The organism is Acinetobacter lwoffii (assembly GCF_024129855.1).
Classification (GTDB): domain Bacteria; phylum Pseudomonadota; class Gammaproteobacteria; order Pseudomonadales; family Moraxellaceae; genus Acinetobacter; species Acinetobacter lwoffii_L.
The window spans coordinates 1-13,894 of sequence record NZ_JAMXXC010000025.1 but is presented as its reverse complement, the minus strand read 5'-3'; the positions used below and the strand labels follow the sequence as shown (position 1 = coordinate 13,894).

Here is a 13,894-nt window from a genome sequence, read left to right as displayed (position 1 = left end):
TTACTGCGGGCTTTTTTATAGTTTTATTTTCAGGAAAAGTCTGAACAGATAAAAGCTAAACGTTAAAATAAGTATCAGGCTGCAAGATCATGTAAGAAGTGTAATGAGCTTAAAAATGATTCGTTCTAAGCTGAATAACTTAGTAAAGACTGTATTACATTGACGTATTTGGATACAGCTCAGCGATTGGCTTATTTTGTATAAACGTTACAGTGATGAATGGAACTTCCAGTGATATAGAGACGTTTCTCCAAAGGAGTAAATCATGGCTAAAGCTAAAGCGAGACATAAGCAGGTCCAACAAAAAGACAAGCAGGACAATGCTCAGAATGAAGAGCAGCAACAGCAACAACAGCAACAACCATCGAAACCATCTCGTGCTAAAAAACGTAGATAATCTCCTATCCACCTAAAATAACAAAACCCTCATTTGAGGGTTTTATTATTTGAACGCTTGTATAAAATCATCACTAAAAATAACAGGATTGTGACTTTAAATTAGGCGGTTGTGATTAAGATAAAAGTCATCTATTTAATTTAATGCGAATATTGGTGAAATTTCTTCGGATTATAAGCTTACTGTTATCTATAGGTTTTCTACTAACTGCCTGTAAGCCACCGCCTTCAGGTGAAGCAGCAGGTTGGAAAAGCCCTTATCTGTATTGGCAATTACAGAGAGCCCAGTTAGAAGCTCCGCTACAGATTCCGGTTGAAGGCGTCAGAGTTGGTCAGATTAATGATACTTGGGGAGCAGCGCGTAGTGACGGTCGTAAACACGAAGGTACGGATATTTTTGCCAAACGCGGTACGCCAGTATTTAGCGCGACCCCAGGTATTGTGCGTAGGATTGGCACCAACAATCTGGGTGGAAAAATCATCTGGGTGACCGGTCCAAATATGAGCCAACATTATTATGCACATCTGGATGACTATGCAGAACATATTCAGGAAGGCGACTGGGTTGAGGCAGGTGAAGTCATCGCTTATGTGGGGAATACAGGTAATGCCAAAAATACCCCGCCGCATTTACATTATGGGATTTATTTAGGTGGGCAAGGAGCAACCAATCCTTATCCTTATTTAGTCCCTTCTCCATGAGCAGAAATTGGCAGAGTTTGTTGTTCAGATTTGAGTCTGACAGGACGTGTGTACCAGAACAATTGCAATGTTCCTAATAAAAGAACAAATGTGGCCAGTATGAACTGTTGATGATAGCTCAATCCAAAATATTGCAGCGCACTAAAGCTGAGTCCACCGATCAGCTGAATCGAGGCAAAACACAAGGTAGCAATACTCCAGAGCATTTTATAAGCCAGTCCATACAGTTGTAAAATGGTATAGGAGGTCAGGAAGACCACAGCCGGATTTAACATCCCGGTAAAAAAGGAAGAGCTAAAAGTGAGTAAGGGATAGGCATCTAGAGTCGCAATAAAAATAGCCACAATATAAAGACTATAAAGAATTTTCAGGGCAGCAAAATTACCCCATTTTCTGGCCAGCACATAAGCACTAAAGGCACCCAAGGCACTGCCTATTCCATACAGAATCCAGTTGAAATTAATCCAGAACAAGCTCAATCCCAACTGCTGGCTTAAATAATCAATCCAGAAGAGTGAATGCGGTATATAGGCGAATGCACTACACGCGTAGACCGTCAATAAACTATAAAAGACGCTATTCAAAGAGAGAGGAGAGGTAACTGCAAGAGCTTGTGTGGACAAATACGGCTTAAATTTCTGAATCAGTAAACTTAAAACGATACAGATAAGCAAAGCAAAACCGCATAAGATCAGCCATGCAGTTTGTATGGAAATTTGATCCAGATAAGGTAGAAACAGGGTCGCAATTAAAACGCCTAGTCCAATTCCGCTAAAACCAATAAAGTTGATTTTAAGACGGTCTTGAAGTTCACAGCACTGTGCAACCACACTCGGCGATAAGATCATCATCAGTCCACCGCTGATCCCGGAAATAATCCGCCAAGCGATATACCATACTTCAGAAAAACCAGAAAATGCACAGCACATCAGGCTGAGCATACCGGCAAAGGCTGAAATTTGAATATAGGTACTCATGCTGCGGTCTTGAGGCAGACGCATGGCCGTAAATGCACCGATTAAATAACCCAGCAAATTGGCACTGCCCAAGAGACTGGCAAAATCTGTACTCCAGCCAAAGGCTTCGCGTGTGCCAGGTAACAGTGCGGTATAAGAAAAGCGAAGAATGCCAATGCCCAAGCACATACTAAGACAGAGAAACAGGCTGAGCTTGATTGTGTTTGAGGACATCCGTGTACTCATGGAATTTTATGTTTGGTCAAAAAATAACATGAATCTTCATAATAAAGGGAAAAATTGCCTGAAAAGAAACCATTGAGTGCAGAAATTTGCTCAAAGAAACCGGTAAGATTTTTAAGATTTCATCAGTCAAAAGCCTGAATTTTTTCATAGAAATAAAAAACCGCGTCTCAACGCGGTTTTTTATATTGTCTATTTCAAGAATTAACGTATCTTGGCCAGGAAACGGCCAACACGGGTAATGGCTTCACGCAGTTCATTTTCAGCCGGCAGGAACACTACACGGAAATGATCCGGTGTTGGCCAGTTAAAGCCTGTACCTTGAACCAGAAGCACTTTCTCGGCACGTAACAAATCCAGCATCAGTTTTTCATCGTCCTGAATTGGATACACATTCGGATCCAGTTTCGGGAAACAGTACATTGCACCTTCAGGCTTGACACAAGATACACCTGGAATCTCGTTCAGCATTTCCCAGGCAATATTGCGCTGTTCATATAAACGCCCACCTGGGCGAATTAGGTCGTTAATTGACTGATAACCGCCCAGTGCAGTCTGAATCGCATATTGAGCCTGATGGTTGGCACACAAACGCATCGATGCCAGCATATCCAAACCTTCGATATAGTCTGCGGCACGTGCTTTATCGCCGGTAATGGCCATCCAGCCGGAACGGAAACCAGCAATACGATAGGCTTTAGATAAACCGTTAAACGAAACACAGAGTTGATCGCCAGCCAGAGCTGCTACAGCAACATGCTCGATTCCATCGTAAATAATTTTGTCGTAGATTTCATCAGCAAATAAAATCAGGTCATATTTCTTGGCCAAGTCGACGATTTGCTGCAACACATGACGTGGGTAAACCGAACCGGTCGGGTTATTCGGGTTAATAATCACAATACCACGGGTATTTGGCGTGATTTTGCTTTCCATGTCAGTAATATCTGGATACCAGTGATTTTCTTCATCACATTTATAGTGAATCGCTGTACCGCCAGACAGATTCACTGCTGCCGTCCAGAGTGGATAATCCGGCATTGGAATCAGCATTTCATCGCCATCATCCAGTAGACCTTGCATGGCCATAACAATCAGTTCAGACACACCATTGCCGATATAGACGTCATTGACGTGCATATCCAGGATGCCTTTTTGCTGATAATACTGACAGATCGCCTTACGCGCCGGGAAAATCCCTTTGGAATCTGTATAACCAATCGCATTCGGCAGGTTTAAAGCCACATCGTTGATAATTTCTTGTGGTGCTTCAAAACCGAATGGGGCAGGGTTACCAATATTTAATTTAATAATTTTGTGACCAGCTTCTTCCATCTCGATGGCCGCTCGTAACACAGGTCCGCGAATGTCGTAGCAAACATGATCAAGCTTGGATGATTTCTTGATTTCGCGAGGGGATTGGAAAGTGTTCGGCATTTTGATGTTCTCGGATGGAGTGGAGGTCACTTTTGCATAACGATATAAATAACTTTTAAATGTCTCAGTTGTGACTAGATCGAGATCATGTTCATCTCGAAGTAGTGCAACAATTTTTTCATGCGTAAATCCAAGCTGCTGATATTGTTTGATCACAGGCAGCAGATTTTTAAAAATTACGCTCTTTTTTTGCGACATTTTTTAATCCTGAGCAAATTTAGAGCTAAGAATACCATTAAATTTGCTCACTAAAAAACATTTAATGTAAAAATTGCTTACTTTTATTTTTATATTTGCTTTCTTTTTGCTTTTTTCGGCATTATATGTCTTTTGTAAAATGTTGAATAAAGACTAGAATTTTTAAAATGAATCACGTAAATATAGGATTATCCTATTTTAAATAGCAAGATAAAAAGGTATGTGATCATGGGAAAACTCAATAAATCAGACCGGGAATGGCAAAGAGAGTTATCACCTGAGGAGTTTCGCATTACGCGCGAGAAGGGAACCGAGCCAGCATTTACTGGAAAATACTGGAATACCAAGCAAGATGGCACCTATGTATGCCGTTGCTGCGGCACGCCACTGTTCTCGTCTGAAACCAAGTATGACAGCGGCTGTGGCTGGCCAAGTTTCTATCGTCCCGTCAGCAGTTCGGTGGTAGAAGAATTACCTGATACTTCACACGGAATGGTCAGAACTGAGATTGTTTGTCATCATTGTGACGCACATTTAGGGCATGTTTTCCCGGATGGTCCAGAACCAACGGGTTTACGTTATTGTGTCAACTCGGCTTCTTTGGACTTAGAAACACAAGAAAAAAATGATGAGGAAACCTATCCATGACTAACATTTATCAGTTTGAAGCTGAATTGTTAGATGGCAAAAGCAAGCCACTTGCAGATTATGAAGGCAAGGTACTTTTGATCGTCAATACAGCGAGTAAGTGTGGTTTTACCCCACAATTTTCAGGATTAGAAAAACTTTACGAAAAATATAAAGATCAAGGTCTGGAAATTTTGGGATTTCCATGTAACCAGTTTGGTGGTCAAGATCCAGGTTCCAATGAACAGATTGGTGAATTTTGTCAGAAAAATTACGGCGTATCTTTCCCGATGTTTTCCAAGGTGGATGTCAAAGGCCCTGAAGCGCATGCCATTTTTCGCTATTTAACTAATAATTCCAAAGGTATTTTAGGCAATGGAATTAAATGGAATTTTACCAAGTTTCTGATTGGTCGTGATGGCAAGGTGTTGAACCGTTTTGCACCAACCACCAAGCCTGAAGATCTTGAAGATGAAATTGCCAAAGTATTGTAATCATTAGTGTCATATTCTCAGTATGAGATAAAAACAGAATTCATCTAGTGTTAATTAAAAAACCCACTTTAATTCAGTGGGTTTTTTAGTCATGATTAAAACTTAGAGAATAGCTTTCAGGCGTTGAATGACTTCTTCACATTGCGCCAGATCGGCTACGAGTGCCAGGCGTACATGATTTTCACCCGGATTACCCTGTTCAGTATCGCGGGATAAATAACGACCCGGAAGAACTTTAATATGTGCTTCTTCCATCAGGCGTTTGGCAAAGGCTTCATCATTGTCGACTTTTAACCAGTAATAGAAACCTGCATCCGGTTTTTTGAGTGGCAGCAGGTGACCGAGTTCCTGTTGAAATAAATCAAACTTGGCACGGTATTGCACCCGGTTTTCTTCCACATGCGCTTCATCATCCCAGGCAGCAATCGACGCCAGTTGATGTTGTACCGGCATCGCCGCACCGTGGTAAGTACGATATTGCAAATAAGGTTTTAACAGGCTGGCATCACCAGCAACAAAACCTGAACGCATGCCCGGGAGGTTAGAACGTTTAGACAGTGAATGGAACACCACACAGTTTTTATAGTCATCCCGGCCAATTTCAGCACAAACTTCCAGTAAACCTACAGGTGCCTGATCAAACCACAGTTCCGAATAGCATTCGTCTGAAGCAATCACAAAGTTGTATTGATCCGACAGGGCAATCAGTTTTTTAAACTGTTCTTTGGATAGCACTGCACCGGTTGGATTGCCCGGGGTACAGACAAATAGCAATGCTGTTTTTTCCCAGACTTCTGCTGGAACCGCATCAAAATCACCAAGGTAGTTATTTTCCTCAGTACAGTTGATGAAATAAGGTTTGGCACCTGCGAGCAGTGTTGCGCCTTCATAAATCTGATAAAACGGATTTGGCATCACCACATAAGGTGCATCTTCACGATTCACCAAAGCCTGTACAAACGAGAAAATCGCTTCACGTGTACCAGAAACAGGCAGGATATTGCTGTCTGCACTGATGCTATTTAGCTTAAAACGGCGCGTCAGCCATTGGGCAATACTTTCACGTAGCTCCGGCAGGCCTTTACTGTTTGGATATGTCGACAAATGTTTGAAGTTATCGATAATCGCTTGTTTCACAAACTCCGGTGCAGGATGCTTCGGTTCACCAATCGACAGGGGAATTAAAGGCATATTTGCAGGCTGGATATCCGCAAAAAGCTGATTTAACTTTTCAAACGGATAAGGGTGCAGTAGAGACAAGCTAGAGTTCATGAATAAGTAACCGCGTTTTAATGTGAGTGTTGACTACAAACCTGATGAGAGGCTTCATCCAGTGCAGTTTTAAGTGCAGCTGCAAATTCAGCAGATTCTTCAGGTGTCATAGGGTTGCCATCTTTTTTGGTGACAAAAAATATGTCTTCGGCACGTTCGCCAAGTGTAGCAATTTTGGCAGAGTGGATATCCAGGCCTTGCATCATAAATAAACCACCGATTTTGGCAAGTAAACCAGGATGATCGAGAGTAGCGATTTCGACCATATTTTGATTCAAGGCAGGATTGATACTAATATCGACTGTATTTTCAATATCGAAATGACGTAATTGACGCGGAATCCGGCGCTGCATCAGGCCCGGATATTCATCAGAATGACTCAAGGCATCTTTCAGAGCTTCAATCACTGTGGCTTCGCGTTCCGGATCGGTCAATAAGGTACCAAAACGGTCCAGTACTACATAGGTATCCAGACTGAAGGCTTTAGTCGCTGTAATAATCCGTGCGTCTTGTACATCCAGATTCATACGATCCAGAATAGCCACGGTGGTGGCAAACAGGTTGGGTTGATCCTGCGTGTAAATAAAGATCTGTACCGCATCCTGCGCATATTTACGGTGCGCCCGCATCAGCACCAGTGGGGCAGGATTATCGCCGTGTTGTAAAATGGCACGGGTATGCCAGGCAATTTCATCTGCTGTTTCTTTGAGGAAATAGTCATCACCAAGTTCCTGCCAGACTTTTTCTACCTCATCCAGTGAGAAGTCCTGAACCAGAAGTTCACTGGCTGCAAATTTAGTATCTTCAATCAGCATTTGATAATCAACCGGACGGCCCAGACCAGAACGGATTACGTCACGTGCCTGAGTATATAGTTGACGCATCAGCGAAGCGCGCCAGGTATTCCACAGCTTCGGATTGGTGGCGTTAATATCGGCGACTGTCAGGGTGTACAGATAGTCCAGATGTTCCATGTCACCCATTTTTTCGGCGAATTCTTTGACCACATCCGGATCGGAGATATCTTTTTTCTGGGCGGTGACAGACATCACCAGATGATTCTGGATCAGCCAAGCCACCAGATTGCTTTCGCGTTCAGTAAAGCCATGGCTACGGCAGAATTTAATCGCATCGCTGGCACCGAGTTCACTGTGGTCACCGCCACGACCTTTAGCAATATCATGGAAAATTGCTGCCAGATAGACGATGTCACGACGGGTCAGACGCTGAAACACTGAACTGACCACTGGAAATTCCTTGGCAAATTCAGGTTCTTTAAAGCGGTTTAAGTTCCGCAGCAGCAATAAGGTATGCGCATCGACTGTATAGATATGGAACAGGTCATATTGCATTAGTCCTAGAATCTGTCCAAAGGCCGGAATGTAATTTCCAAGCACACCATAACGCTTCATGGCAACCATGGTGTCATAGAGTCGATGCGGTGAACGGATAATCGCCATAAATAGTGCCTGATGCACCGGATTATCACGGAAATCCTGATCAATACGTTTTCCAGCCAAGGTCAGCAGGCGTAAGGTACGCGCACGAATGCCTTCGATTTCAGGACGATTGGCCAGCAGATAGAAAATTTCCAGAATTGCGCTTGGATTTTCCGAGAAAATCTTATGATGTTGCACAGCCAGTTTGCCATCGACCAGTTTAAAGTTCTGGTTGATTTCTTCGATCTGGCGTTCATATTGCGGTAAACGTGGCGTAATGACCGATTCATTAAAATAGGCCAGCAGCATTTCGTTCAGTGTAGACACTTGCTGCGCACTGCGGTAATAGCGCTTCATGAACTGTTCAATTGGATAGTTCGGATGATGCGCCTCTTCACGTACATAGCCAAATTTGGCTGCAATGTCGCGCTGATAATCGAACAGTAAGCGGTTTTCATCGCGCTTGGTCAGGCGGTGCAGGTGATGACGGATTTCCCAGAGAAAACTCTCTGCTTCCTCGAGCACACCGAGTTCAAATTCTGAAATAAAACCGAGGTGCACCAGATCGTAAATGCGATTGACGCGGAAATGCCGTTTGGCAATCCATCCAATCTGGTTGATGTCACGAATACCGCCCGGCGCATTTTTAATATCCGGTTCCAGATTGCTTTCGGTATTGTTGTGCTGAGCATAGCGTTTATGCTGCTCATCCATCTTGGCATCAAAAAAGGTTTTGTCGGTCCAGGTACGTGACACGATGCGACGTGGCCATTTGCACAGGTTTTCATTGCCAATAATCAGGCGGGCTTCAATCAGGGTGGTGGCAACGGTCAGATCACTGCTGGCCTGATTGACACATTCATTGATGGTGCGGACACTGATACCGGGTTTGAAATTCCCTACATCCCAAAGCGATGAAATGAATGTAGAAATCAGTTGTTCCTGTTCCGGGTTAATCTCGTCTTCTGACAAGATCATGATGTCGACATCAGAATAAGGCAGCATTTCACGACGGCCATAGCCTCCGACTGCAAACAGGGCCAAATCAGTTTGATCCAGTTCGGCATGCTGCCAGAGAAATTGCAATGCTTCATCAATCAGGTTGGAACGCGCCAGAATAATATCCCGAATCGACTGGCCATTTTCAAAACTTTCCTGAAGCTGATTTTCGACATCACTGCGCCATTGATTGATGGCTTTAATGTCATGGTTGCTTTTAGCGTAATTCAGCAGTGGATGGGTGTTGATCATGTACAGTCGTCCGTTGGTATTTCAGCTTAGTTTTGGTTGACGCTAACTTGGTTGGCAACCTGGAGGGCCAGTTCACGTGCCTGTTCAATAGTTTCTGCACGTGCCGTGGCAACGCCCATACGACGACGTTTAAAACCTTCTGGTTTGCCAAACAGGCGCAAATCGGTATTGCCCTCTGCTAAAGCAAGATTCAGGCCAGAAAATGAAAGATTACGGCCATCTACTCCAGCATAAATTACCGCACTGGCAGCCACACTATGTCGTGCAGTATTCACCGGCAAGCCTAAAATAGCACGTGCATGCAGCTCAAATTCACTTTGAAATTGGGAGGCTAAAGTCACCAGTCCAGTATCGTGTGGACGTGGGGAAACCTCACTAAACCATACTTTGTCGCCTTTTACAAAGAGTTCCACTCCAAAGATTCCGCAGCCACCAAGTGCTGTAGTGACCTTGTTGGCAATGCGCTTGGATTCTTCCAGCGCGGCTGGAGTCATCGGTTGAGGCTGCCAGCTTTCCACATAATCACCTGAGTCCTGACGATGTCCGATCGGATCGCAATAAGACGTTTCGATTTCGCCGGTTTCTGGATTTTTTGCACGAACAGTCAATAAGGTAATTTCAAAATCAAAGTCAATTTGTGATTCTACAATCACAGTACCCTGATTGACCCGGCCACCGGTTTGCGCATATTCCCAGGCAGCATCGACTTCATCAAAACGGGTAACACGAGACTGACCTTTGCCTGAAGATGACATCACCGGTTTCACAAAGTTTGGATAGCCGACATCGTCACAGGCCGCGCGGAAGGATTCTAAACTGTCGGCAAAACGGTAAGCTGAAGTTGGCAGACCGAGTTCTTCCGCAGCCAGACGACGAATACCTTCACGGTTCATGGTCAGATTGACGGCTTTAGCAGAAGGAATGACTGTAGCAATGTTCTGGGCTTCTATTTCAAGCAGCACTTCGGTCGCAATCGCTTCAATTTCAGGAACAATTAAATGTGGCTGGATTTGATTGATGAGTTGTTTGAGTTCTACAGCATCTGCCATATTCAAGGTATAGGAATAATGCGCAACCTGCATGGCAGGGGCATGATCATAACGGTCAGCAGCATGAACTTCGACTCCAAGGCGTTGTAGTGAAATCACCACTTCCTTGCCCAGTTCACCAGAACCCAATAATAGAACTTTATAGGCAGAAGATTGAAGGGGAGTACCAATAGTCACGCTCATGTGGATCATCCATGCTTGATTTTATGGACTTTTAGCATAGCAGAACTGAGCCGACAGTTAAGCCAAGATTCATACAAAATTGTGATATTGACCAACAGTTTTATTTATAAAGTTTTTCTAGATTTTAATAAGGAGGCGCTGTCATTTTCACATCGCTGTCAGACTGCGTTTGCAGAAGATAAATCCCGCTTTGAGACTTGAGCTTTTCTATTTGTGCAACTTGTTCAGTATTGATATTTAGCATCTTTAACAGACGTAATGTACGAACATGCAGGAAATACGCATAGGGCAATACAAAAGGCAGTACAAAGCACAGCAAAAATAACAGTAGCCCAAAAACTGTGAATTGAATGCAGTCTCGCAAGATGGTGGTGAGCTGGAACTGATCTGCTGAAAAGGCGGTAGCTGAAAAAAGAATAAAAAGGAGCGCAAATAAACCAGCAAAAATTTTTAGAGTATTCGGCAGGACACGATGTCTGAAGCTCCATTTACCCAAAATCAATGTCAAAGGATGAAGATGCAGCACGTATTGGCTCTGATTAAGCATAGCAATAATTTGATGGGTGCTATTCTTTTTAATATAAACCACCCGAACTTGATCTGCTGGTTGAGCATGTATTTCGACAAAATGTCCGGTAAAATTTTGAGCATTGATAAAACATTCAAAATATTGTGCCGGCACTTCATGTCGATGGAATACGGTTAACATTTCATCGCGCCGATGATGAATAAAGATTTTGCCTTCAATCACCTGTTTGACCTCAAACATGCGCATCCTTCCTTGTTTTTATTGTTATATAAAAAAGACCTATACTATGAGTTTAGCATAAGTCTTTGTTTCGATTGATCAACGAGTTAAAGCTTAAAAGGGTACTGGAACATAGGTGTAAACCAGGCCATAGGTGAGCGCTGCGGTCAGAGTCGCCATCACGATACGTTTAAACTTAAAATACAAAACCGTAAGCACAATAAAGCCAACCAGCATCGCAAAACTTTTATTCGGTGTTTCTAATAAAGGTGGCAGGGTAGCAACCACCAGCATGGAGCTGATCGCAGCAATGCCAATTGAACCCAAGGCAATTTTTAGCCACAACGCTCCGCGTTTTTGCGAACCTTGCTGAAATTTCTGAATGACAAAAAAAGGACCAAAGCGCGAGGCGAAATTGGCAATCCCGACTAAAATCCCAACCAGAATAATCTCTAGATTCATGCTTGATCTCCTGCGTGTTCAGGATCTGGCTGTTTCAGAATATAGTGCTTGAACAGGCCTGCGAAAATACCAGAACTTATACCGATAAAGATCGCGGCAGACAGGTCGATAAAATAACAGGCAATCGCAGACACCAGAATTGTGACAGCTACAACAAAAGTATGTTTTTTCTCAAAAGCGGCTAACAAGAAGCTCAGGAACAGCGCAGGTAACAAGAAATCCAGCGCAGCCTGTAAGAATTGCGGCAGGTTGCTGACCTGATCGGCAAACAATCCACCGAGGAAAGATCCGAGTGCCCAGGACATCCAGCTAAACAGGCTTAAACCGAGCATCCAGGATTCTGACCATTCCTGTCGCCGTTGCGAGAGCTTGATCATGCCGGAGGCAAAAACTTCATCGGTCAAACCCCAAGACCAGATTGCCGTTTTCTTTAAATTCAGCCGGTCTTGAATCAGATTTTGTAACGCAGGGCCATAAAGCAGATGACGAATGTCTAAGGCAATCACGGTTAATGCCGTCATCCAGATAGATGTTCCACTACCTAAGAGAGCGACCACCAGGAACTGGCTGGCACCTGCATACATCGAGCAGGACAGGAACAGTGCTTCCCAGGCGGTAAAGCCAAACTGAGTGGCTGAAACACCAAAAGCAAACGACACTGGTAAATAAGTGAAGATAATCGCTTGGCTATCTTTTGCACCTTGCCAGAAGCCAGCAGGTTGCGTAGCGAGTTGATTCGGTTCAGACACGACACACCTTGAAGGAGAGTTGAACGATGGGTCAAATGAAGATTGTGTATTCTACGTGAATTTAATAGCATAGTGCCGAAATGTTTAAATTGGCGAGCCTGATATGTGGATGTTCAAGACACGTGCGATGCTGACTGCTGCTTTAATAAGCACGGCAATATTGTTACAAGCGTGTGGGAATGACAGTCAATCGACTGATAAGCCAGAAATTAAACCGGCACCTAAATTGACTAATGATGCGACGACTTATGCCAATGCCGCATGGCAACTGATCAATGAAGTGGATCCACTGGTCTATAATAAAGAAGTGGATCAGCTGGAAACACAGGTACGTCAACCAGCACGTAAATTGAGTACAGACTGGCGTATTAATGTCAAAATGACCGATTCGGTGACCGAAGGCAAATATGCTCTGTGTCGTAAAGCTTTGACCAGTCTGGAAATCTGGGCGCGGACGACCATGGAAAATGGCAACAGCCTGCAACAAAAACAGGCGGATTATGAGCGGGATAAACTGCAATGTCAGAATGCCATTGCCCATCCTGCACTCGGAAATACCGATCCTAAGCAAAAAGGTACTGCAATTGCCAATATGCAATAAACCTTTGCCCATTTAAATGTACTTATAAAAAGCCAGTCTGAATGACTGGCTTTTTTAGCAAAATAAGCTTTAAAAATAGGGCATCCACATATGTTCTAATAAAAGTACCATTACACCGCAGATCAGGAGTGTGCTGCCAATCATGCGTTGAATCATTGTACGTGTAGACATGGTCGATCTCCTCAAAGATTTAAAGCGTGTTTAATGCTTCCAAATAACGACGATTTACTTCTTTCCAGTTCACAACATTGAAAAAAGCCGAGATGTATTCCGGACGACGGTTTTGATATTGTAAATAATAAGCATGTTCCCAGACATCCAGACCTAAAAGGGGAATATTGCCATGCATCAGCGGAGAATCCTGATTGGCACTGCTTTCCACAATAAGCGTTTGATCTGGCGCCATACTTAACCAGGCCCACCCACTACCAAAACGGCTAAGCGCTGCTTGGGTAAACGCTTCTTTAAATGCCTCGAATCCTCCTAATTCATGTTCGATTGCCTTGGCAATTTCAGCTTCGGGATGACCACCGCAGTCTGGAATCATCACTGTCCAGAACAGGGAATGATTGGCATGTCCACCAGCATTGTTGATCACGTTCTGTCTGAGTTGCTCGGGCACTTCATTGAATTTGCTAATTAAGGCTTCGACCGATAAATCTTCCCATTCTGTGCCCGCTATTCCTGCATTGATATTATTGATATAGGTTTGATGATGCTTGCTATGATGAATTTCCATAGTCTTGCCATCGATATGAGGCTCTAGCGCATCATAAGCATAAGGTAGTACAGGCAAGGTGTAGCTCATTGGCAGGATTCCTTGAGAGAATGGAGTTAGGTTATTTTTCATTAGATTTAAGATACGCCCTAATTTAATATTTATATATGAGAATAGTTATCATTATTGTTAATATGTGTTGATCTTATGCGCTTTCAGAAAGGTTGTTATACGTATGAATCCTCTTTTTAAAAGTAATAAAAAAAGCCCTCAGTTGAGTAATGCCAGTCAGTTAAGCAAAAAAAGTTAAAATGCTGTAAAAAGAGCGTATGTAAATACGCTCTTTTTTTATGAATTTATCTCAGAATC

The 13,894-nt window shown here is 43.3% G+C and carries 14 protein-coding genes; 5 read left to right on the top strand and 9 right to left on the bottom strand.

Annotated elements, in window-relative coordinates; translation table 11 throughout:
• The first annotated feature begins 265 nt into the window (after positions 1-265).
• Positions 266-397 (top strand): hypothetical protein, encoded by a 132-nt coding sequence (locus NI465_RS16730; protein ID WP_004645538.1) that lies wholly within the window; start codon positions 266-268, stop codon positions 395-397.
• A 143-nt stretch (positions 398-540) separates the two neighbouring features.
• Complete coding sequence (locus tag NI465_RS13940) at positions 541-1,098, top strand: M23 family metallopeptidase (RefSeq protein WP_253145731.1); 558 nt, start codon at positions 541-543, stop codon at positions 1,096-1,098.
• On the opposite strand, the gene NI465_RS13935 is transcribed toward NI465_RS13940, so the two are convergent.
• Both NI465_RS13935 and NI465_RS13930 read right to left on the bottom strand, forming a co-directional pair.
• Positions 1,077-2,288, bottom strand: a complete 1,212-nt coding sequence (locus NI465_RS13935) for a YbfB/YjiJ family MFS transporter (RefSeq protein WP_253145730.1) — start codon at positions 2,286-2,288, stop codon at positions 1,077-1,079. The genes NI465_RS13940 and NI465_RS13935 overlap by 22 nt on opposite strands.
• A gap of 213 nt (positions 2,289-2,501) precedes the next feature.
• Entirely contained in the window at positions 2,502-3,932 is a 1,431-nt protein-coding gene (locus NI465_RS13930) for a pyridoxal phosphate-dependent aminotransferase (RefSeq protein ID WP_243474610.1), read from the bottom strand.
• Positions 3,933-4,160: 228 nt separating this feature from the next.
• Here NI465_RS13930 and msrB point away from each other — a divergent pair, with 228 nt between their 5' ends.
• Positions 4,161-4,580 carry a peptide-methionine (R)-S-oxide reductase MsrB gene (gene msrB / locus NI465_RS13925; protein ID WP_004645533.1) on the top strand — a complete coding sequence of 140 codons (420 nt, stop codon included), beginning with the start codon at positions 4,161-4,163 and terminating at the stop codon, positions 4,578-4,580.
• Positions 4,577-5,053, top strand: a complete 477-nt coding sequence (locus NI465_RS13920) for a glutathione peroxidase (protein ID WP_004278946.1) — start codon at positions 4,577-4,579, stop codon at positions 5,051-5,053. The genes msrB and NI465_RS13920 overlap by 4 nt, the downstream gene beginning before the upstream one ends.
• Positions 5,054-5,155: 102 nt before the next feature.
• On the opposite strand, the gene dapC is transcribed toward NI465_RS13920, so the two are convergent.
• The 6 genes from dapC to NI465_RS13890 form a co-directional block, all read right to left on the bottom strand.
• Positions 5,156-6,325 carry a succinyldiaminopimelate transaminase gene (gene dapC, locus NI465_RS13915; RefSeq protein ID WP_253145729.1) on the bottom strand — a complete coding sequence of 390 codons (1,170 nt, stop codon included), beginning with the start codon at positions 6,323-6,325 and terminating at the stop codon, positions 5,156-5,158.
• Positions 6,326-6,342: 17 nt separating this feature from the next.
• On the bottom strand, positions 6,343-9,015 hold the full coding sequence (gene glnD, locus NI465_RS13910; protein ID WP_253145728.1) for a [protein-PII] uridylyltransferase: 2,673 nt from the start codon (positions 9,013-9,015) through the stop codon (positions 6,343-6,345).
• Between the two features lie 26 nt (positions 9,016-9,041).
• Positions 9,042-10,256 carry a formate-dependent phosphoribosylglycinamide formyltransferase gene (gene purT, locus NI465_RS13905; RefSeq protein WP_253145727.1) on the bottom strand — a complete coding sequence of 405 codons (1,215 nt, stop codon included), beginning with the start codon at positions 10,254-10,256 and terminating at the stop codon, positions 9,042-9,044.
• A gap of 115 nt (positions 10,257-10,371) precedes the next feature.
• Complete coding sequence (locus tag NI465_RS13900; protein WP_005252263.1) at positions 10,372-11,016, bottom strand: hypothetical protein; 645 nt, start codon at positions 11,014-11,016, stop codon at positions 10,372-10,374.
• 93 nt (positions 11,017-11,109) lie between these two features.
• On the bottom strand, positions 11,110-11,457 hold the full coding sequence (ygaH, locus tag NI465_RS13895) for an L-valine transporter subunit YgaH (protein WP_004278941.1): 348 nt from the start codon (positions 11,455-11,457) through the stop codon (positions 11,110-11,112).
• A complete protein-coding gene (locus tag NI465_RS13890; RefSeq protein WP_004278940.1) occupies positions 11,454-12,206 on the bottom strand; it encodes an AzlC family ABC transporter permease in 753 nt (250 codons plus the stop codon). The genes ygaH and NI465_RS13890 overlap by 4 nt, the downstream gene beginning before the upstream one ends.
• 103 nt (positions 12,207-12,309) lie before the next feature.
• On the opposite strand from NI465_RS13890, the gene NI465_RS13885 reads away from it, so the two are divergent.
• Positions 12,310-12,807 (top strand): hypothetical protein, encoded by a 498-nt coding sequence (locus NI465_RS13885; protein WP_005106524.1) that lies wholly within the window; start codon positions 12,310-12,312, stop codon positions 12,805-12,807.
• A gap of 190 nt (positions 12,808-12,997) precedes the next feature.
• On the opposite strand, the gene NI465_RS13880 is transcribed toward NI465_RS13885, so the two are convergent.
• Positions 12,998-13,615, bottom strand: a complete 618-nt coding sequence (locus NI465_RS13880; protein ID WP_216986187.1) for a superoxide dismutase — start codon at positions 13,613-13,615, stop codon at positions 12,998-13,000.
• Positions 13,616-13,894 lie beyond the last annotated feature (279 nt).